General features: G+C 40.2%; 15 protein-coding genes and 1 pseudogene. 10 read left to right on the top strand and 6 right to left on the bottom strand.

Annotated features, from left to right (window positions below):
* The first annotated feature begins 73 nt into the window (after positions 1-73).
* The 4 genes from BrL25_RS09580 (at position 74) to BrL25_RS09565 (ending at position 4,218) form a co-directional block, all read left to right on the top strand.
* Positions 74-838: a TerC family protein gene (locus BrL25_RS09580; RefSeq protein WP_018671123.1), complete on the top strand. Its 765-nt coding sequence runs from the start codon at positions 74-76 to the stop codon at positions 836-838.
* A 92-nt stretch (positions 839-930) separates the two neighbouring features.
* Positions 931-1,620: a 23S rRNA pseudouridine(2604) synthase RluF gene (gene rluF, locus BrL25_RS09575; protein ID WP_018671122.1), complete on the top strand. Its 690-nt coding sequence runs from the start codon at positions 931-933 to the stop codon at positions 1,618-1,620.
* A 236-nt stretch (positions 1,621-1,856) separates the two neighbouring features.
* Positions 1,857-2,093 carry a glycosyltransferase gene (locus BrL25_RS09570; RefSeq protein WP_018671121.1) on the top strand — a complete coding sequence of 79 codons (237 nt, stop codon included), beginning with the start codon at positions 1,857-1,859 and terminating at the stop codon, positions 2,091-2,093.
* Positions 2,094-2,286: 193 nt separating this feature from the next.
* Positions 2,287-4,218 carry a tetratricopeptide repeat-containing glycosyltransferase family 2 protein gene (locus BrL25_RS09565; RefSeq protein WP_018671120.1) on the top strand — a complete coding sequence of 644 codons (1,932 nt, stop codon included), beginning with the start codon at positions 2,287-2,289 and terminating at the stop codon, positions 4,216-4,218.
* Here the strand turns inward: BrL25_RS09565 and BrL25_RS25595 are convergent.
* Positions 4,205-4,432: a hypothetical protein gene (locus BrL25_RS25595; protein ID WP_018671119.1), complete on the bottom strand. Its 228-nt coding sequence runs from the start codon at positions 4,430-4,432 to the stop codon at positions 4,205-4,207. The two genes, BrL25_RS09565 and BrL25_RS25595, sit on opposite strands and share 14 nt — an antisense overlap.
* Positions 4,433-4,582, bottom strand: a pseudogene (locus BrL25_RS26505) (hypothetical protein); the annotation flags it as partial.
* Positions 4,583-4,668: 86 nt separating this feature from the next.
* Between BrL25_RS26505 and BrL25_RS09555 the strand changes: the two are divergent.
* Together BrL25_RS09555 and BrL25_RS09550 are read left to right on the top strand one after the other, a co-directional pair.
* Complete coding sequence (locus tag BrL25_RS09555; RefSeq protein WP_018671118.1) at positions 4,669-7,509, top strand: response regulator; 2,841 nt, start codon at positions 4,669-4,671, stop codon at positions 7,507-7,509.
* Between the two features lie 28 nt (positions 7,510-7,537).
* Positions 7,538-8,383 (top strand): CheR family methyltransferase, encoded by an 846-nt coding sequence (locus BrL25_RS09550; RefSeq protein WP_018671117.1) that lies wholly within the window; start codon positions 7,538-7,540, stop codon positions 8,381-8,383.
* 93 nt (positions 8,384-8,476) lie between these two features.
* On the opposite strand, the gene BrL25_RS09545 is transcribed toward BrL25_RS09550, so the two are convergent.
* On the bottom strand, positions 8,477-10,156 hold the full coding sequence (locus BrL25_RS09545; RefSeq protein ID WP_018671116.1) for a YcdB/YcdC domain-containing protein: 1,680 nt from the start codon (positions 10,154-10,156) through the stop codon (positions 8,477-8,479).
* A gap of 184 nt (positions 10,157-10,340) precedes the next feature.
* Complete coding sequence (locus BrL25_RS09540) at positions 10,341-11,477, bottom strand: PP2C family protein-serine/threonine phosphatase (protein WP_018671115.1); 1,137 nt, start codon at positions 11,475-11,477, stop codon at positions 10,341-10,343.
* A 219-nt stretch (positions 11,478-11,696) separates the two neighbouring features.
* On the opposite strand from BrL25_RS09540, the gene recQ reads away from it, so the two are divergent.
* The 4 genes from recQ to BrL25_RS09515 all read left to right on the top strand — a co-directional run bounded on the left by recQ (position 11,697) and on the right by BrL25_RS09515 (position 19,502).
* Entirely contained in the window at positions 11,697-13,469 is a 1,773-nt protein-coding gene (recQ, locus tag BrL25_RS09535) for a DNA helicase RecQ (RefSeq protein ID WP_018671114.1), read from the top strand.
* 219 nt (positions 13,470-13,688) lie between these two features.
* The gene (locus BrL25_RS09525; RefSeq protein WP_018671112.1) at positions 13,689-16,046 is read left to right on the top strand and encodes a 5'-nucleotidase C-terminal domain-containing protein; all 2,358 of its coding nucleotides are present in this window, start codon (positions 13,689-13,691) and stop codon (positions 16,044-16,046) included.
* Between the two features lie 191 nt (positions 16,047-16,237).
* Entirely contained in the window at positions 16,238-17,713 is a 1,476-nt protein-coding gene (locus BrL25_RS09520) for an FAD-binding oxidoreductase (protein WP_018671111.1), read from the top strand.
* Positions 17,714-17,945: 232 nt separating this feature from the next.
* Entirely contained in the window at positions 17,946-19,502 is a 1,557-nt protein-coding gene (locus BrL25_RS09515) for an ABC-F family ATP-binding cassette domain-containing protein (RefSeq protein WP_018671110.1), read from the top strand.
* 146 nt (positions 19,503-19,648) lie between these two features.
* On the opposite strand, the gene BrL25_RS09510 is transcribed toward BrL25_RS09515, so the two are convergent.
* Together BrL25_RS09510 and BrL25_RS09500 are read right to left on the bottom strand one after the other, a co-directional pair.
* Positions 19,649-21,847: a sensor histidine kinase gene (locus BrL25_RS09510; RefSeq protein ID WP_018671109.1), complete on the bottom strand. Its 2,199-nt coding sequence runs from the start codon at positions 21,845-21,847 to the stop codon at positions 19,649-19,651.
* On the bottom strand, positions 21,825-22,517 hold the full coding sequence (locus BrL25_RS09500) for a response regulator transcription factor (protein WP_018671108.1): 693 nt from the start codon (positions 22,515-22,517) through the stop codon (positions 21,825-21,827). Before BrL25_RS09500 ends, BrL25_RS09510 begins: the two co-directional genes overlap by 23 nt.
* Positions 22,518-22,560: the final 43 nt, after the last annotated feature.

Raw genomic sequence — 22,560 nt, 5'->3', positions numbered from 1 at the left:
GCAACTCAGAGCATAATAAGCTGAGCTATTATCCAGATATTTATTATCTAACAGGAAAGGGTGGGTACCTTAGATGGACGGATCGTTGCTAATGGAATACGTATGGGTGCTACTTATATTAGTGGCTTTGGAAGGAATTCTGGCGGCTGATAATGCGCTTGTACTAGCGATTATGGTAAAGGATTTACCTGAGGAACAGCGTAAAAAAGCTTTGTTTTATGGTCTAGCCGGGGCCTTTATCTTTCGCTTTATCTCGTTGTTTATCATTTCCTTCCTAGTTGATGTGTGGCAGGTTCAGGCACTTGGTGCTGTCTATCTCCTGTTCATTTCTATCAACCACATTTTCCGTAAAAGGGGTAGGAATCCCCAAGAACAAGAGCAAGCAGATAAGAAAAAAGGAACGGGAAGCTTCTGGGGTATTGTAGCAAAGGTAGAGCTGGCTGATCTTGCTTTTGCCGTAGACTCTATCCTAGCTGCTTTAGCACTTGCTGTTTCACTACCTACAACCAATCTACCTAAGATTGGAGGAATGGATGGTGGGCAATTCTTAGTGATCTTTATAGGAGGATTAATCGGGTTAATTATCATGAGATTTGCAGCCAATTATTTTGTGGCCTTGTTAAAACGGCGGCCTGGATTAGAAACGGCGGCTTTTCTAATTGTAGGTTGGGTTGGGATTAAATTGCTGGTATACACATTCTCACATCCCAATGTGGCTCTTTTACCGGAGAGCTTCGCAACTATGAAAGCTTGGAAAATTACCTTCTACGTAGTTTTAGTAGGAATTGCTCTAGGTGGATGGTTTTTATCGAAAGAAAAAACGACAGAGCCAGGTTAATCATAAATCATGTATAATAAATGATGCCTTAGATCACTTTGAGCCAGAGATTCCTAGGCTGAAATATCTGCTATGGAAGAAGGATATATTACATGAGAATTAATAAGTTTATCAGTGAAACAGGCTATTGTTCCCGCCGAGAAGCAGACAAGCTGGTTGAGGCTGGGCGAGTCACGATTAATGGAGTGGTAGCAGAGCTAGGGAGTCAAGCTGATGGTGGAGACGACGTGAAAATTGACGGGAAAGCGTTGGGGATAAAGAAAGCAGCTGTCTACATTGCTCTGCATAAACCTGTTGGGATTACTTGTACAACAGAGAGGCACATAAAGGGAAATATCGTTGATTTCGTCAATCATCCAGAACGGATTTTTCCAATTGGGCGACTAGATAAGGACTCAGAGGGACTAATCCTGTTAACCAATGATGGCGATATCGTGAATAAGATCCTGCGAGCGGAAAACAACCATGATAAAGAGTATATTGTGACGGTCGATAAACCGATTACAGACGCCTTTCTAAAAGGAATGGCTAGCGGGGTACGTATTCTAGGTACTACAACCAAGCCTTGCCAAGTAAATCGTATCAACGAACGATCATTTCGAATCATTTTGACCCAAGGATTAAATAGACAAATCCGCCGAATGTGTCAGGTGTTTGGCTATAAAGTTCAGCGTTTGCAACGGATACGTATCATGAATATTCATTTGGACGGAATAAAAAAAGGCGGGTGGCGTGAGGTAAGTACAAAGGAATTGAATCAATTGCTACAAAACTTAACGTAATGAAGCACGTAATGAAGCACGTAATGAAGCTACTAAAACTAAAGTATGAAAAAAGGCACTTTCTTGCCTACTGCTGGTATACAAACAAAGCAGAGGCAATAGAGTGCCTTTTTCTTTTGCCTTCTCTTTAATGGGCAAGGTACGTAGTCAAAGGTTCCCACATATAGGTACATGGAGTCCCTTATTACTGGGGTTCATGTGCCTTTTTCATATTTTTGACCGTTGGAGGTACCTTTATGAAGACACGATTACTAGGCGTGCATATGATAGTCAGAAATGAAGAAGAGCTGTTGCCACGTTGTCTGGACAGTATTCGTTCCATTGATGATGAGATTGTAATTGTCGACACCGGTTCTACTGATCGAACCCGAGAGATTGCTCTTACATATGAGGCATCTGTCATTCAGACGGAATGGGAAAATGATTTCTCTAAAGCTAGAAATGTGAGTTTAGCACATGCCACTACCGAGTGATTTTTAATGATAGATACAGATGAGGAAGCAATAGCTGACATTGATAGATTGCGTGATTTTTTAAGCAAGCGGAATGTGATTTTTACCCAGGAAAAGTTTGGAAGGTAATCTTAGAGGCATTACCGCAAGAAGATGGTCTAACGTAACAAAAAAATGATGATGCGGCTTACGGTTAAAAAGGAGGGGGATTCAGTTGACACGATTAAAAATATCTCTGTGTATGATTGTTTGTGATGAGGAGGAGCACCTTGAACGCTGTTTATCTTCAGCGGCAGATACTGTCTCAGAAATCATCATCGTTGATACAGGCTCACAGGATCGCAGTATAGAAATTGCTAGGAGCTATGGTGCAAAAGTTATTTCTATACCTTGGAGGGGGGATTTCTCCGAGGCTAGAAATCTATCATTAGAATATGCGACAGAGCCATGGATTTTGGTACTAGATGCTGACGAGGAATGGGTGGTGCCATCAAAAGAACAACTAATAGAGATGATGGAAGCAGAAGGAGCTTTTGGTTACTATGTCCAATTGCAAAGCTTTGTAGGCGCTACAGGAGAAGAGTTCATAACTGATGGGGTTTGTCGTTTTTTTCAAAACGATGACCGTCTACGCTTTCGAGGAATTACTCATGAAGAGATTGCAACTTGTATTCTTGAAGTAGAACCTGAGGGAGTAAGATTTTCTCCCATGGTTGTTAAGCACTATAGCTATTTAGATCATGTTATTGCTCAGAAAAATAAAGCTGCCCGGAACGTTTCTCTGATCCAAAAGGCACTACTAGAAAAACCAGATGACCCTGTGTTGATTTACGCTCTAGGGTCAGAATTTTTTCAGCAGGAGGAGTACCAGAAGGCCAGGGTATTATTTGAAACACTGCTTACTTCCGTTCCGCATCATGTTGGTTATATGTCGGATGTATTACTAAAGCTGGCGTTTTCCTATAAAGAAATGGGAAACACGAAAGAAGCACAAAAAATTACAGAGGAAGCTTTGCGCTTTTATCCAGATTTCGTTGATATGATCGAGCTACAAGCTATTCTTCATATTCAAGAAAATCAACTAGACTCAGCTCTTGAGCTATTACAACAAGCTACCCTTTTGGGAGATGTTTCTCATAAATATACCTCATGTTCAGGCTGGGGTACCTATCGGAGCCTTTATATAAGAGGTTTACTTTACGAGAGGTTACTTTCCTATGAAAAAGCATGTCATTGCTATGAAGAAGCCTTGGCCTTTCAGCCACAGTTCAATGCCGCCTGGCAGAGATTAATCCGTATTCGAGGGGCCTTTAATCAAATTGAAGAATTAATTAATCAGCTCCAGCTATATAAAGGGAAATTGTCTACTCAGGTGCAAAGCAGCATCGTACAATATCTGATGGAAGTAAACCAACCTCAGTGGTTTGCACAATATCAGTTGTTACTGCCGGATGCATATACCCATAATCCGCTTTGGAAAGGGATTTTCCTCGCACAGCTACGAAAGGAGGAGCTTGCTTTACTAAGCGTAAGAGAAGCACAGCAATGCTTCCATTCCCAAATGCAGGCTGACAAGCAGCTTGAAGCGGATCTCTTGCAATGGGCCATTTTGCTCCAAATTGATGAATATGCGCAGGCTTACGAAATCGTCTTACGGTTAGCCCAACGGCAAAGAGGGTACCAAGCTTTATTTGGATGGAAACCAGGCCAAATCATTGTTCTGTCACGACCTATATACCAATCTTGCAGTCGGGCATTACTGGCGATAGGAGCTTGGGAAAAATGGATAGACCTGTATCGTTCTTGTTCTCCCTTAGGATGGACAGAGAATGTGAGCGATTCATTTGCAATTGCTTTGCTTCGGGCTCCACAATCTATCCAACTCCAATTTCTTCAAATGTTTCTATTGGAAACTCATTTATCTCCTCGGTTACTTCAGATTGCTGGAGTTCTTGCTATATTGTGTGAGAAATACGATGAAGCTACTACTTTGTTCGAAATGTTGAACCATAGCTCAACAGAGAAGGAACAATTAATAGCCCAGCTAGGCTTATTATATTCGCGAGCTGGGCTAGCTAAGACATGGAGAGCAGGTATTTTGCTTGAGCAATTAGATAGCGTACGGTATTTATCTATTTTTTCTTAAGGACAGCCCGAAAGCAGGTTAATGGGCTACCATACATCTGTGTTTGGACAGCATCTATAGGTTGCCCAAGAGTGACTTCTCCTGCAAAAGTAAAGCCTGACGTGTTAATCACTGTTGCCAATTGGTCAAGCAGAAGCGGTAGAACGTCACAAGTTATGATAAATAAACCATCCTTTTGGAGAACGCGGGCACATTCGCAGAAAGTTCGATACATGACAGAAAGCTCCATGTGCTCTATGACCGAGATACAGAAGATTTTAGAGAAGGTTTCATTGGAATATGGTAGCAGGGTTGATAACCTACTGACGTGTATGGAAATAAGCAGGATTTGAGAACTTTTTTTAAAAAGTAAAAAGGGAGACAAAAGCTGTTTCAATTTTGTTTTATTGGGTAAATAGGAGAGAAATCTGTACTTTCTGCTTTATATTTTGTCTAAGGATGGGAGAGAAAATGACTTTTCGTAGAAAACAATTGCTTGGCTATGGCTGCATATTGTTCTTATTACTGATTTTAGCTTCCCTGGTTATCTTTACGATGAATAGTATTAACGAGAACGTCGAAGAGATTTCGAATGATCGCTCTGTCAAAATAAAGCTGGTAAGTGATTTGCAGAGCAAGTTTTTTCATATTGACCAAGAGCTTAGCTACATCATCGCTGAGAATGATATACAGCTCATCAATCAAAAAATTGAACAAATGAATCAAAAAATACTAGATGCTAACTCTTTAATGACGGTGATCGGCATTAAAATGAATTCAGAGTCTGGTCAGCAATTATTAGCACAAATCAAAGTCCACTATACAGATTATCTCACCTATCAAAAACAGATTGTCGCCTATGTTAAAGCAGGAAATAAGGAAATGGCTAGAGCAATGTATGTTGGTGGAAAAGAAGTTACTCGTAAAAATGTTATGGAGATAACAGAAGAATTTAAGAATCGCCAACAAGAATTAATGGATGAAGCAGCTGATGAGTCAGTAAATACCTTCCATACCATGTTGCTCATCATCATTTTGAGTGTTGTACTTTGTTTAGCCCTAGGAATCGGAATTGCGAGTTGGGCTATACGTAGTACCTCCCGTAGTCTTAGTCATATTTCCAGTACAATATCCGGAATTGACTTTAAACAAGCTGAAAAATTACCTCGTATACCTATAGTAACAAATGATGAAATAGGGAATATTTGTGAATCTTTTAACGAGATGGCCTCCTCTCTTGAGGAACATACGATTAAGGTAAAAGAATTTAATAATAAGATAAAGGAACAAGGCTGGGTCAAGACTCAACAGGCTAATATGGCAAATTTAACGCAGGGAATACAAGATTTTGATTCTTTAGGACAAGAATTTATTTCTAAGATAGCTTGGATTATAGAAGCATCCTATGGTGCTTTTTATCTAGCTTTTGGGAAGGGAAGGAGCAAGGAATTTAAAAAAATTGCTTCTTTTGCATCGAGTGGCGAAGAAGTTGGAATTACTAGCTTTCGTTTAGGTGAGGGTGTAGTGGGTCAATGCGCGCAGGAAAAGAGAATGATCTCATTAAAAGAGATACCCGAACAGTACATTACAATTAAGTCTGCTTTAGGTGAAGCTTTTCCTAAACAAATTTTGATTGTTCCAGTTACTTTTGAGAATGAAACGGTTGCTGTAATTGAAATGGCTACCTTAGAGTCGTTTTCTGATTTACATTTGCAGCTAATGGAAAATGTCACAAGTCATTTGGGGACTACTGTTAATCGGATTTTCGATCGATTAGAGGTAGACCGCCTATTGCGAGAATCACAAGCGATGACAGAGGAATTACAAGCCCAATCCGAAGAGCTACAGACACAATCCGAAGAATTGCAGATGCAGACAGAGGAGCTTACTAGCATCAATGAAAGGATAGAGGAGCAGAAGCAATATGCAGAAGAGAAGGCCCGAGAGCTGGAGCAAACAAAAATAGAGCTAGAGGGGCGGACAGTAGCCCTATTGAAGAGCTCTCAATACAAATCTGAATTTTTAGCCAACATGTCGCATGAATTACGTACTCCACTTAATAGCATCTTAATCCTCTCAGAAATGCTCTCAGAAAATCTTAATGAGAAACTTACCTCAGAAGAACAAGAATATGCCCGTGTTATAAACTCTTCTGGTTCAGATTTACTCAGCCTGATTAATGATATTTTAGATCTTTCTAAAGTGGAGGCAGGTAAGCTGGAAGTTGTCTTTGAAGAGGTAAATATCAGTGAATTGCCGATGTTTATGGAAAGTCACTTTTCACACGTTGCGGCTCAGAAGAAGCTTACTTTCCATATAGAAGTACACCCAGATGCGCCCGACATTATGTACACCGATGAACAACGGCTTCATCAAATCTTACGTAATCTACTTTCCAATGCTTTCAAATTTACGGAAAAAGGCTCCGTGACTCTACAAATTAAAAAGGCAGATCCTTTGCATGTCAATATGATAATGCCAGAGGAGGATTATACAGATTACTATTTAGAGATTTCTGTAACGGATACAGGTATTGGCATAGCTGAAGACAAGAGAGAACATATCTTTGAAGCCTTCCATCAAGCAGATGGTGCAACAAGCAGAAAGTATGGGGGGACAGGTCTAGGATTATCCATTTGCCGAGAATTTGCCCGGTTATTGGGTGGCTGTATTACCTTAGACAGTGAAGAAGGGCGTGGCAGTACTTTTACGCTATATATCCCAAATATGCAGGAAGGGATGACACAAGAGCTGTTTTCGGTTCGTACAGAAGCCGCTGTAGCTAATATGGAAGAGGGTAATATAGACAGTTCACATCCCCCTGTATCTAGCACGGGGACATTACAGGTATCTGTGCAACAAAGCCAAATAATTGTAGAGCAAGATCAATTGGATTCTCCACAAGCACAAAAGCCTGCTCAGCAGGCACCAAGTATGTTCACGGGTAAGCGTGTCTTGGTTGTTGATGATGACAATCGAAATGTTTTTGCGCTCACAACCACGCTTGAACGAGAGGGCTTTCATGTTGTCACAGCTAATAACGGAAGAGAGTGTCTTGAAATACTAGAAAATGATCCACAGATGGATATCATACTTATGGATATTATGATGCCAGAGATGGATGGATATGAAGCGATGCAGACCATTCGCCAAAAAGCTGATCTGAAAAATGTCCCAATCATTGCCCTAACTGCAAAGGCTATGAAATATGACCGAGAAAAATGCTTGAAGGCTGGAGCATCCGATTACATCAGTAAGCCATTAAAGACGAGTCAACTGCTCTCAGTTATGCGTGTCTGGTTGGTGAAGTAGATGTAATAAATAGATGGAGGATAGATCGATGACTTCTTTGACTGAGGCAAATGAATATCAGATTGATGAACGAGAAAGTATTGAAATCGATCTTCTTTTAGAAGGAATCTATCGGATGTATGGGTTTGACTACCGTGATTATGTTAGATCATCCATAAGAAGGCGTATATGGAATCGTATGCTTCAAGACAGGATTCCTACTGTTACAGCTCTTTTGGAGAAAGTACTTCATGATACTAAATTTGTAGATAAATTGCTACGTGATTTCTCGATTAATGTAACAGAAATGTTTCGTGACCCTAGCTTTTTCTATGTTTTTCGTAAGAAGGTTATACCTGTTCTTCAGCAGCTTCCTGAAATTAGAATTTGGCATGCAGGTTGTTCAACAGGAGAAGAAGCATATTCCATGGCTATTCTGATAGAAGAAGAGAATCTAAGTCATAAGACCAAAATCTATGCTACAGATATGAATGAGGAAGTGTTGAAACGAGCTGAAAAGGGCACTTTTTCTTTAAAGAAAATGCAAAATTATACAAGGAATTATATACAGGCAGGTGGCAAAAAAGCTTTCAGTGAATATTACTCGACTGACACTGAATTTGCAATTTTAAACCAATCTATCTTAAAAAACGTAACCTTTGCTCAACACAATTTAGTAACAGATTGTTCTTTTAATGAGTTTCATGTGGTGATCTGTCGGAATGTCCTGATTTACTTTAATACAGACTTGCAGAGCCGTGTCTTTCAATTGTTTGATGAGAGCTTATCTACCAATGGCTTTTTTGGATTAGGAAGTAAGGAATCTCTCTCTTTTGTAAAAGAGATGGGCCATTATCAGGAGATTGAAGGAGTACGTATATACCAAAAAATGTGAATCAAGGCATAAAAGAGAGCGAACCTTCCTGTTAATAAGGAAGGTTCGCTTTGTTTGTATTTGAAAGGAGTCAGGAGGTATTATGTGATTCAATTATTTTAGGGGTTCACCTGTAAGTGCATCGATGAGGGAGACATCCCGTTGATAACTTAGTACATAATAAACCAACAAAGGAGCAGGTGCTCTTTGATCCTCATATTGTGGCCATAGATAGCTAAGCTTCATTGGATGTGATGCTACAAAGGCTTTTTTCGCTTGTTCAGCAGTAATGATTTTTTTGCTGTCAGGCAGGGTTGCTTCTGTTTGTAATGCAAAATGGAATCCGACTACTTTTCCTGTAATAGCATCTATTTGAACGGAGTAAGCTTTGTCAGCTACAGGGATGTTTTGATGAAGCTCACTGAAAGTAAGATAATATTCGGGATTTTGCCCATCTTTTTTCAGCTTACTTTTGTCCACCCATTCAGGGATTTGCTCTTTGTCCTGATCGTTCGAGAAAAGGGAGTCGAGAGAGAGCCCTTTTACTTTTGCATCTGCATATTTCTCAATAAATTGCAGAGCTGCTTTCTCAGCATCTGTAGCCGATATGGTACCCTTTTGCCCACGCTTGGAGCTATCATGTAGGTTCATTCTGCTAACTTCTCCGGTTGCCTTATTTGCGGTAATGTATACGTAAAGATTCTTATTATCATCTGTATGAGAGCTCCACGAGTATTCTACATAGGTTGTACCTGTTTCGGAGTCTTTTTCCTCACGTTCTTCATATTTCATCTTGCTCAGATCAAGACCAAATGCTGACGATGTCAAAAGCTTTTCTGCCTCTGCTTTAGATGTTACCTTCAAGGATTCTCCTTTTGCGGAGATGGTTACTTTTTTAGGGGTAAAGGATTTGAGCGATCCCCATGTAACCACAGGCTTACCTGTCTTTGCATCAATGGTTTTAACTTGTGCTGGAGCGTATGCGAGCACCGGTTTTGCTTTGGTATTGGCTTGGTCATTAGAATAGTTACTGATATAGAATAAATTCATATCTGTCTGCTTCTGAAAAGCTTCTTCAGCCTTTTCTTTACTCATTGCTTCTTTTGGATCAGGGAATTTTTTATCGTCATAGACGAGATCTGAATCCTCTAGGTAATAAGAGGTAATGTTACCGGCTTTATCTACAGATACACGGGGACCGCTTGAGAGAAGTGGAATTCCGTTGTACAAACGTTCAAATGTTAAACTTCTATGCTTCCAATCCATTCTTTTCCCGTCTTCAGTTACCATTCCATTTTGTGAGATACCGGCATGCTCACTTACCTTTAATTTCTCAAGCTCATCGCCTAGCATCGTTTTGAGAAATTCAGTTGCCTTTTCCTTGGCTAGCTTTTCAGATGGGGGAGTATCTGATACCCATTCAGAATGGTTGATAGAAAGGTCGAGTAGTAGACCGGATTTTTGATCAAAGGTCAGGGAGGCTTCCGGTTCTATTTTATCTTTAGAGCCTTTTTCGGATTGTTTTAGGAGATAGACATGGTACTTTCCTTCCTGCGTCTTACTATCAGGTTTATGAGATACAACAGTAAATGATTTTAGCTCGGGGATTGCTTTATATACCTTTTCAAGCGTTTGCTTGATAGTTGCAGGCAAGGTAGCCTGTTCCTGCTTAGTGGTTGATGTTGGTAAGCTTTTCGTTGACGTTGTGTCCGCTGCCCAAACAGGTGTAACGGATAGCATGCTAACGGCAATGAAAGTAGCTAGCACTGTATGGAGCTTCTTTGCTTTTCTCATAATAACCTCCTTTGAGTGTGGCAAGTAAAATGTTTCCAATTATAAAGACGAGAAAAAATGGAAAAAGTCACGCTTATCAGAAAAATATTGTAAAAGAATTCAAAGAGTTTCTCTACTCTATGGTTTGTCATTTCCTCAATCATTGGACAAGCAAAGAGAGTCGAATTCTGATGCTGAGGGTAATTTAGTTAGCGCGAATCATTAACAGACACATATCATCATGCTGATGCTCCTTAGCCTCAGGGGGTAAAATATTTTCTACCAGTTGTTCGGGGGTCTGGGGATGTTTGAAAAGCTCTGCCTTCAGTACATCTGTACCATCCTTGACAGTATTTTCTAATACTTCTAATAAGCCATCCGTGTATAAAACCATTTGCATACTTTTCTCATACGGAATAAGCGTTTTTTGTACCTCAATTTCTGAAAAGAAACCAACTGCACAACTACCTTTATCCAAATAATTGACGGATATATCGTCTACAATCATGATTCCCTTTGGATGCCCAGCATTGACGTATTCTACGGTCTTTTTTTCGGTATCAATGACTAGATAAATGGCCGTGAAATAGTATTGTAGGAATCGCTCTGTGCTATTTAACTGATACATGTATCGGTTTAATTCCTGGATGACTTGTTCCGGGTCTGTAATTTTCGTAATGGTATCGCGTAGAACAGATGAAATATACATGCAAACCAAGGAGGCCGCAATTCCATGACCCATCATATCTAATAAAATTACGCCATAGCGATTCTCATCAATGGATATCCAGGAATACATATCTCCAGCTAGTTCAAAGGTAGGTAGATAGGCTGCACTAATCTGAATCTGTTTATTATCGATTGGATGGCTTAATACGCTTCGTTGCACTTGTTTAGCAAGCTGAAGCTCACTTTGGATGACCTTATCACGTTCTCTATGCCAATCGCTTTCGTGCTTTAAACGTAAAGCAACACGAATACGTGCCATTAATTCGATTTTATTAATAGGCTTCATCACATAATCATTTGCACCTACGTTAAGAGCTTCTGCCATTTTAAAGGAGTCACCCATAGCCGTAACAAAAATAATAGGGATATGCTTTAATTCATCATTTTGTTGAATGCGGCGACAAGCTTCAATCCCATCTATTTCTGGCATCATTAAATCAAGCAAAATGAGATCCACACTTCGATGAATTTTATGCGGTACATCTATTTGTAGATAATCAAAAAGTTCGTAGGCTGAATGGAGGAGTTTGATATCTGTATATCCTTCACTGTTTAAAATCTTTTCAATTATGGTTAGATTAATCGGATTGTCATCCACGACGAGAATGCTCATTACCTATTCTCCTTTTTGTAAAGACAGTATAAGTACTCAGTTCATCGTATCATAGTTAGATAGTGAATGAAGCGGATATGGGTCACTTATTTCTTTACCCGTAACTTACATTTTTGAAACAGACCCATGATAAAATTTTGTCTATCTTCTTTTGATACAATAGAAAAAAACATGGTGGCAAATGAACACGAGAGCTACCGCAAAAAAGTGGTGATGATAATGCTACATCAGGCAGAGGAACTTCTTCAAAAATATTACGGCTATCCTGCCTTTCGAAGGGGACAGCAGCAGATTATTGAAAGTATTTTGACCGGGCACGACACGCTAGGAATTATGCCTACAGGCGGAGGAAAATCCATCTGTTATCAAATTCCTGCCTTACTGTTTGAGGGAATTACGCTCGTAATCTCTCCCTTAATCTCTTTGATGAAGGATCAGGTAGATGCATTGGTTAGTATGGGTGTACCTGCTACTCAGATTAATAGCTCTCTTTCCTATCATGAGGTGCAGGAAAGAATGAGTGATGCTAGACAGGGAAGATACAAATTGGTTTATATCGCTCCAGAGCGTCTTGAATCGGAACAGTTTCGTGAAATGATTCAAGAGATGCCTATTTCATTAGTAGCCGTTGATGAGGCGCATTGTGTCTCACAGTGGGGTCATGATTTTCGACCTAGCTATCTAGCGGTTGCCAGCCTTGTCCAGTCATTGCATTCGTGTCCTATCGTGGTGGCTTTGACTGCAACGGCTACACCTGAGGTAAAAGAAGATATTTGCCGACTCCTTGCTCTTAAAGAAGGTCAGGTATTCGTTACCGGATTTGGCCGGGACAATTTAATCCTGGCTGTACGAAGAGGCGAAGATAGACGCTCATTTGTCTCTGACTACGTGACAGCAAATCAGGGACAGGCTGGTATCATATATGCTTCTACTAGAAAAGAAGTGGAGAACCTCTATGAATTTTTACGCCAAAAGGGACATCGTGTGGGCAAGTATCACGCAGGTCTTTCTGAAGATGAGCGTGTAAATAATCAAGATGCATTTCTATTTGACGATGTGAGTGTCATGATTGCAACGAATGCATTTGGAATGGGTATTGATAAATCCAATGTTAGATACGTCATTCATTACAATATGCCAAAGAATCTGGAGGCCTATTATCAAGAAGCAGGGCGTGCAGGGCGTGATGGAGAACGTAGTGAATGCATCCTGTTGTTTCAGGCACAGGATATCCAAACCCAGAAGTTTTTTATTGAACAAAATGAACAAACTGATGAACGAAAAGAACAGGATTACAAAAAATTATATGCAATGAGTGATTATTGCCGAACCTCACGTTGCTTGCAGCAATATATTTTGGAGTATTTTGGTGATCCGAATGCCAAAGAGTGTGGTACCTGTGGGAATTGTACAGATGACGCAGAATTAATTGATATCACGGTAGATGCGCAGAAGATTTTTTCATGTGTAAAACGGATGAAGGAACGTTTTGGGGCTGTCATGGTGGCTCAAGTCCTTAGGGGTTCTTCCAATAAAAAGGTTCTTCAATTCGGGTTTTCGGCACTGCCTACATACGGAATTATGAAGGACTACACGGAAAAAGAGATTGTAGAAATGATTCAGTGGCTGATTGCTGAAGGATATATGAGTTTAACAGAAAGCCAATATCCGGTTGTTATGCTGGGAGAAAGAGCGGTGCGAGTATTAAAAGGAGAAGAGCAGGTCTGGCATAAACAACGTGCTAAACCGATCAAGCGTCAGGAGGATAGTCAATTGTTTGATGTCTTACGTCAGTTGCGCAAGACGATTGCCGAGCGAGAAGGGTTGCCACCTTACGTTATTTTCCATGATAGTACCTTACGGGAAATGAGTGAAATTGTTCCGACTGATAAATCTACCATGCTCACGATCAAAGGTGTGGGAGAAGCAAAGTGGGATAAATATGGCGAAGAATTTATCAAATGTGTAACCGAGTACAGTCAAAAGGTATAGCTAGAAAGGTAGAGTCAGTAGAGTGCTGATTGAACAGGAAAATGTGGGGAAATCCTTGAATTTGGCTTTCCCTACGTTTTTTGGAAGCGTAGAGAGCGCTTTTTTTTTGGAAATAAAAAACTTCATTTTTTCTTGCTCATTTTTAGTTGTAACATTATTAATATTTAGGTAGTCTACTACTAAGGCATATTTCACAATTTGATAAAAGGGAGATACTACATGCACTTACTTCAAAAAGCCTGCAAAGGTTTCTTAACAGCTATGCTTGGTTTTTCCTTTCTTGCTACAGGAGTAGCAACTCCTGCTCCTGTAGAAGCAGCAGAGAGCAAGAGTAATGATGTAAACATCACGCTACTCGGCACATCTGATATTCACGGACGCTTCATGCCGTGGGACTATGGTTTAGATGGTCCTAATCTCACTGGAAGTATGACACAATTATTTACAATTATTAAACAAGTAAGACAAGAAAATCCGAACACCATTTTATTGGATGCGGGTGATCTAATCCAGGATAACTCCGCGGAGTTGTTTAATGATCAGCCAAAATCTCCCATGATGGTAGCCTTGAACGAAATGGGCTACGATGCTTGGGCATACGGGAATCATGAATTTAATTTTGGTTTGGATGTATTAGATAAAATCGGAAGCCAATTCACAGGCACGATGCTCGCAGGGAACATTTACAAAGAGAATGGCGAGCGTTTTATGCCTGCTTATAAAATCATCGAAAAAGATGGCGTTAAAATCGGAATTATCGGGATGAATACCCCAATGATTACTGAGTTTGAAAAAGGTACTGACCATCTGAACGGGTTGGTAATTAAGAACCCGGTTGAAGAAACAAAGAAAGCAGTTAGCGAGTTAAAAGGGAAAGTAGACGTTATGATTGGTCTCATGCACATGGGGATTGAGAATGAGAATGGTATCCCTGGTACAGGTGTAGAGGATATTGCGAACGCTAACCCGGAGCTAACCGCAATCTTCGCTGGTCATATGCACAAATTGGTTAAAAAAGAAGTAATTAATGGTGTTCTAATTACAGAGCCTGATAAATATGGAACACATGTCTCTCGCATCGATCTTTCCTTTACAAAACAAGGAGATAAGATTGTTTTAAAAGATAAAGAAGCGACTGCTATTCCGGTAAAGGCTACGGATGGTACGTTTGTAACGTCTGACGCTGATTTGGAAAAAACATTGCAACCATTCCATGAATTCGCTCGTGCTGATGCTAACATCGTGATCGCTGAATTAAAGGACGGTAATCTAGTACCACGCGATGAGATTAAAGGAATTCCACAGGTGCAAGTACAAGCGACACCAATGGCTAACTTCTTTAATGAAGTAATGCTGTATTATAGTAAAGCGGACGTGGTTGCCCACCAGATCGATAATGATGATGTGAAGCTAGATGCAGGTCCGATCAAGAAAAAAGATATTGCCTATAGCTATCGCTATGCAGGTGGGGAAGTTACCGTCTATAAAATTACAGGTAAAGATCTGAAGGATTATATGGAATGGGGGGCAGGTTACTTTAACACGACTCGTCCAGGAGATGTTACCCCTAGTTTTGATAAGCAACGCCGTGCATCGAAATACAGCACGAATGACTTTTTTGGTAACGTGAAGTATGAAATTGATTTATCAAAACCAGCCGGTGAACGCATTACTAATGTACGCCGAATGGATGAAACAGCAATCAAGCCAGAAGATACAATTAAAATCGGTATGAACTCCTACCGTATGGAGGCTCTGCAAGCAAAAGGCGGGGCATTGGAAGGACGTAAATTCGATGTTCTTTGGTCTTCTAAGCAAAATGATGCGTATGGAGAAACAGGTGGGACGATCCGTAACCTGTCTATGAAATATCTAAAAGAAGTGAAAAAGGGTGTGTACACGCCAAACAACGAGCAATATTGGAAAGTGATCGGCTTTGATACTAAAGCTCCAGAGCGTGCAGATGTTGTTGAGCTTCTAAATGACGGCATTATGGAAGTGGCGAAGGATGGTAAGTACACAAACGTAGCTTCTATTAATGTAAATGATGCTGTTACGCCAGACGAAATCGCAGAGCTAGCGAAAAAAGCAAATGTAAAAGCAGATCAATTTACTGGAATGAAAACAAAAGGCGAGTTCTATCAAAAGCTAAACCAAGCTCGCAAGGCGGCTGAATCTGCAACGGATAAGGCTGTTGACAAAGAAGCCTCTAAAGAATCAGCAAAAGAAGCTGAAAAGCCAGCTCCTGCTGCTAAAGCTGAAACACCAGCAGTAACAACAACGCCTGCGGAAAAAACAGTGGTTACTCCTGTTGAGCCAACAAAACAACCAGTGGTAGAGGTCCCTGCCAAAAAGCTGGAGCCAGCGCAAGTAATCGCATCTGACAAGAAACAAGCTACTGTTACAGCATATTTTTTGAACCTGCGCACCAAGCCATTAGCTGGTTCTAAGATTATGGTAGCTGTACCGAAAAACACCGTTTTAGAGGTCGTAGGTTCTCAAAAAGGCTGGTTAAAAGTATCTTATCAAGGCAAGATCGCGTATGTTGATAATGCTTTTGTAAAGATGCTACCGTAACAAGATAAATAAAATCAGTGCCGTAGAATATGATGTGGTAGGAAAGCAGTCCGGGTATAAACCGGGCTGTTTTTTTGTAGGGACAGACCTTCTACCCGTGGTAGACGCCGTGTCCAGCTGTGTTATGTACACATAGAAATAAAGAGGTAAGTAGAATTACCTGATAGCCAAGGTCTAGAAAGGGGGATGACATGCCAAAACAAAAGCAGATAGGTAAAGCTAAGGAACGGTTCATAATTAAAGCAAGGAACGCAGCTATTACAAAAGTTACACCGAAAGAAAAGGTGACAACAAAAACAAAGGTGACAACAAAAACCAAACTAACGGGACGAATCGTTTTCCCAGACGATGCTGATTATGATCGGGCACGTGTAGAGTATAACCGTCGTTTTAATAAGTTTCCCAGAGTAATTGTGTTTTGTCAGCGTACACAAGATATCATTAATGCAATTAGGTGGGCACGTGAAAGAAAGGTACCTATACGTATCCGCAGTGGTCGCCATAGTTATGAGGGCTTTTCCGCAGTAACAGGTGGAATTATTATTGACGTGAGTGAAATGAACAAGATACGTGTAGATCGTAAGCGTAACCTTGCTTATGTACAGACTGGTGCACAGTTAGCAGAGGTATATCGACAATTATGGGAAAAAGGAGTAACCATTCCTGCCGGTACGGCGGCTGATGTGGGAGTAGCTGGGCTTACATTAGGTGGTGGAATTGGACTGCTGTCACGTCAATATGGACTTACATTGGACCATTTGCAAGCAGTTAACATGGTGGTAGCTTCCGGGAAAAAAGGTGCAAAGCTACTAAAAGCTACTCCAGGCCAACACGCTGATCTACTGTGGGCTTCCAAAGGTGGGGGAGGAGGCAATTTTGGTATTGCTAGTTCCTTTACATTTCGGGTACGTCCCATTAAGTCCGTATCGATCTACAGTATTACATGGAAATGGAAGGACTTTATAAAGGTATTTGATAAATGGCAACGCTGGGCACCAAGTGTAACCAATCGGTTAACATCTACTATTGAAATGTCTTCCAAGCAGGTAGGTACAATTGTATCCACAGGACAACTGCTAGGAACAGCGGAGGAGCTTCGCAGATTAGTAAAACCACTCCTAGACACTGGTTCTCCTATTAAAGTTAAGGTGCAGCAGGTTCCTTATATCGAGGCAGTTAAGTTCTTTGCGGAATCAGATGAGAATTTACTGCCAAAATTTAAAATAACGGGAGCATATGCCTACAAAAATCTGCCGATTCAAGGTATTAAGGTTTTACAGGATTTCCTGGCTAAAACTCCAAATCGCCATTCTACAGTATGGTGTCAAAGCCTGGGTGGAGCTGTTGGTCGTGTCATGCCATCGGAAACCGCCTACTTTCATCGAGGAGCCAGATATATATTTGAGCTTTCAGCTAGATGGAGAGAGAATACATCCCAACCAGCGAGTGTACATTGGGTCAATCGATTCCGAGAAGCACTTACCCCATATGTCTTCGGGGATTACGTTAATTTCCCGGATCTTCATATCAAAAATTGGTCTCAGGCATACTATGGAACCAATTTTGTTCGCTTAAAGCAAATAAAGAAGAAGTACGATCCTCACAATGTATTTTGTTTTGCCCAGAGTATTCCTGTGCAAAGGGTTGCGAAAAAAAGAGTGAAATAAAGCATGAAGGTTACAGTTTCCCGGAGATTTTGCTCCGGTTTTTTTTGTTCCAGTAGTTTCCGAGAAAAAGATCAATTTACCTTGAAACTTTTCCTACATTCTGTCACGATTTTCGATATAATCATAGAGATGTAGATGTGAGTAATTCATCGGTGAAAGTCAATTACGTAAGAAATGATTCTTTTTTCATACAGCAAACTAACAATCAACCATAAAGCTAAAGGAGTTAATCATGAGTATTTTAACCGTACAAGGTCTAAGCCATGGTTTTGGCGACCGTGCTATTTTTAACGACGTTTCCTTCCGTTTATTAAAAGGGGAACATATCGGGTTAATCGGTGCTAATGGCGAAGGGAAATCTACCTTCATGAACATTATCACAGGGAAGCTAGAGCCGGATGAGGGTAAAATTGAATGGGCGAAAAATGTGCGCGTGGGCTATCTGGATCAGCATGCAGTACTACAGCGTGGGATGACGATTCGCGATGTGCTACGTGGGGCGTTTCAATATCTTTTTGACATGGAAGCTGAAATGAATGCAATCTGTGACAAGATGGCTGATGCGACTCCAGAAGAGCTAGAGCAGCTGCTTGAAGATATGGGAACCATTCAGGACACGTTAACTAACAATGATTTTTATGTCATTGACGCTAAAATAGATGAGATTGCTCGTGGGTTAGGTTTAGAAGACATTGGTTTGGACCGAGATGTACAAGATTTGAGCGGTGGACAACGTACCAAGGTGTTGCTTGCCAAACTACTTTTAGAAAAACCAGACATCCTACTACTGGACGAGCCGACCAACTATTTGGATGAACAGCATATTGAATGGTTAAAGCGTTACTTAAACGAGTATGAGAATGCCTTTATTTTGATTTCGCATGACATTCCTTTCTTAAATAGTGTCATTAACCTGATTTATCATATGTCTAATCAAGAGCTGGGCCGGTATGTTGGTGATTATGATAACTTCATGCAAATCTATGAGGCGAAACAAGCTCAGCTTGAATCTGCTTATAAACGCCAACAACAGGAAATCTCTGAGCTTAAAGATTTCGTAGCACGTAACAAAGCACGTGTATCCACTCGTAATATGGCGATGTCTCGTCAGAAGAAGCTGGATAAAATGGAAGTGATTGAGCTTGCTAAGGAAAAACCAAAACCAGAGTTTAACTTCAAGGAATCTCGTGCTTCCGGCAAAGTGATTTTGGAAGCAAAGGATTTGGTTATCGGATATGACGAGCCATTGTCTCGCCCGCTCGATTTGTATATGGAGCGCGGACAAAAAATCGCTTTAGTAGGTGCAAACGGTATTGGTAAAACAACCTTAATGCGTAGTATTTTAGGTCAAATTAAGCCAATCTCCGGTGATGTGCGTATGGGTGATTACCTGAATGTCGGTTATTTTGAACAGGAGATGAAAGGAAGTAATCCTAATACGTGTATTGAAGAAGCGTGGCAGGAATTCCCGTCATTAACACAATTTGAAGTGCGTGCAGCGCTAGCAAAATGTGGACTTACAACCAAGCATATTGAGAGCAAAATTGATGTGTTGAGCGGGGGCGAGAAGGCAAAAGTACGCCTGTGCAAGCTAATTAACCGAGAAACCAATTTACTTGTATTGGACGAGCCTACGAATCACTTGGATGTTGAGGCTAAGGATGAATTGAAACGCGCCTTGAAAGCATACAAGGGTAGCATTCTAATCATTTGCCACGAACCAGAATTCTACCAGGATGTTGTGACTGATATCTGGAATTGTGAATCCTGGACGACTAAAGTATTTTAAGCGTAAGTAAGATAACGCTATAACATATGGTTTAATGAACGAGAAGCACCCTAAACCCAGCTTTGGCTCGTTTAGGGTGCTTCTTCTGTTAGTAAGACACCTATTTTTGTCTCTCATTTCCATTCTCTGTTCGTGACGTTCCATTGCTATGATTGCGGTTTGGTCTCATGCAGAATTTGCTTTGGAAAAACCGCCATTACTTTAAAGTAATCACCATCAATATCAATGTGTAATTCTCCACCCTGCAAATCCATAATACTCTTTGCTATGGCAAGCCCCAGTCCTGAGCCTTCTGTATGACGGGATTGGTCACCACGCTTGAAACGCTCAAATAACTCGCTTACTTCAAAGGGAATCTCGTAGGCAGAGACATTTTTGATCGTAAACAGCACACGATCTGCTTCCTCGTCTAGGGAGAGGTGAACACGAGTAGTAGGCAAGGAGTACTTAATTGCATTGCTAATTAGGTTTTCGAATACACGCCAGGTCTTTTTCCCATCTACATGTACTAGCATTTTGGGCTGATCGACATGAAGGCGGAAGGTTAGTCCTGAAGCAGGTATCTTATCAGTAAACTCGGCCAGTGCTTGTTTTAGGAGAGCGACAATATCTACCTGCTCTACATGCATCTCAATAGCACCACTCGCGACTTTGGATGCCTCAATCAAATCATCAATCAGTACCTTTAAACGATGGGTTTTTTGGTCCAATATGTTAATGTACTCTTTTGACTCTTCTGGAGTCAGCGTGTCCTGTTTCAAAAAGCCGACATAATTCATAATCGAGGTAAGCGGGGTACGCAGATCATGCGAAACATTGGTGATAAGCTCCGTTTTTAACTTTTCGCTTTTCATCTGGCTATCTAGCGATTTTTTTAAGCCCTCCCGCATATTATTGAGATTATGGACTAGTTCTTTAAAGTTTCCGGCCTTTGGCTCCTCGATATGCAGGCTAAGCTGTCCTGCTGCCATAAATTCTGTAGCTTTCATGATTTTGTTTAAAGTACCTATTCTACGTAAGGTAAGGGGCACTATAAAAAGAAGGTAAAACATGTTGTAAAAGAAACCCAAGAGAATAGGAATACCACCATTATCAACCATTCCCCAGAGGATTAATAGACAGCTAAAGCCAAACCCAGCTGATAATATTGCTAGCAATACCACCTTAAACAATAAGCTTTTGTATAAAATACTTTCTTGATAGATAATTTTTAGCTGATACAAACAACTTTTTTGCCATTGAATCTGAAGCTGCTCTCGATCCTTCATTAGGTACCAAGCTTCGTATATATGCAAGGTGATATAGGCAAACAGTAGTGCAAAAATCGTTAGTATAAAAACATGTGAGATGTCTGGTGGTGAATAGAAAAAAGACGTCTGGATTGATGAAATGAGTGTAATCAAACTAACGATTCCAAGTAAGAAAATACGAATATCAATCGGTATACGACGAATTATTTGTGCCATTTTTTCTATGGTGGGTAATAACTCTTGCTTTTGTTTGACTAAATAGATTCCAATCCAGATAAGTCCTACAAAACTGACGATACCTACTATACACTCTTTGATTAGCCGATCTCTGATTGACAGATAGTAAGTATAATCCGTATATATCTGATTTCCTTCACTTATGGTAGCTGGAATCATGATATAACCGGACCAGTCATGTTGTTTGAAGCGATTATGAACTGATGTGAGATGCTTGTGCTCATAAAGGTTAGAGATGGGAAATTTGGTATAATAGAGCGTTTTTGTTTTCAATTCTTCTTGATCTGGAAGACTCTCTATGTTTTTAAAGACTTCTTTGGTTTCTTCATTTTGAATATAGTAGTGAAAGCTACTATCTCGTTTAGAAAGGCTGTGCGTAAGCTCTTTAAACAACTTATCTTTTTTAAGCAAAAAGTATTTTACAAGGTCTTTTGATTCTTCTTCATATTTTTTTTGTATCTCAGCTAACTTTTGGGTTTGCCACTTTTTAATCTCTTCATCAGAGAGATAGTTCGTTTCTGCGGTATATTCAGAGTCGTAGTATCGTTTTATTGCTTGAATTTTTTCGTCTAACTCTGCTTTATGTTGACGTTGTAAATCCTCCAAGCTATCAGTAGGAAACTTTTCAGCAGTCGATTTCTTTTCATAATCTTTAAATTCCGTATATCTACGCTCCAAAAGGGCAGAGAACTGATCCAGTTTTTCTGTAAAACTATAGGTAGAAAAGTAATAATCCTTGCTTAATTTCTGTTTGTTACTTAAAACATCAATTGTAGCTAGGAGTGATAAAGACAGTAAATAAAAGCTTACTAGTAAAGCAACTAAGGGGATGTATTTACCCTTCGATTTTGTATCCAATGCCCCACACCACCTTTAAATATTTGGGCTCTTTTGGGTTGATTTCAATTTTTTCGCGAATTCTTCGGACGTGAACAGCCACTGTATTTTCCGCATTGTAGTAGGGTTCCTTCCACACTTTTTCATAAATCTCCTCAATAGAAAATACGTGGCCTTTATTGACCATTAATAGCTCAAGAATTTTATACTCCGTTGCGGTCAAACGAACTTTTTCGCCATCTACCGTTACGGTTTTTGCATTCGTATTGAGGGTCAAACCGCCGACTGTCGTTTCGCCCTCGCGTACCTTGTAATTACCTAGATTGGTATATCTGCGCAATTGGGATTTCACACGGGCAATTAATTCAATAGGATTAAACGGCTTCGTGATGTAATCATCTGCACCTACATTAAGACCTAGCACGATATCGGTATCTTCAGACTTGGCTGAAAGCATAATGATAGGAATATTCTTTGTTTCTCTGATTGTAAAGGTTGCTTTAATTCCATCCATAATCGGCATCATAATATCTAGTAGGATAAGATGAATCTCTTCTTGTTCGAGAATCTCTAATGCTTCCACACCGTTCTTCGCTTGAAAGACGGCGATATCTTCATTACGTAAATAAATCTTAATGGCTTCTCTGATTTCTACTTCATCATCTACGACTAGTACTTGATATTTGGGCATCTGTTATCCACCTTTTCTTCACGTTCCTTTCATTGTGTCATAG

This window comes from Brevibacillus laterosporus DSM 25, from assembly GCF_002706795.1.
Lineage (GTDB): Bacteria > Bacillota > Bacilli > Brevibacillales > Brevibacillaceae > Brevibacillus_B > Brevibacillus_B laterosporus.
Note: the sequence above shows the minus strand (reverse complement) of the source record. Positions and strands in the feature narration are given on the sequence as shown.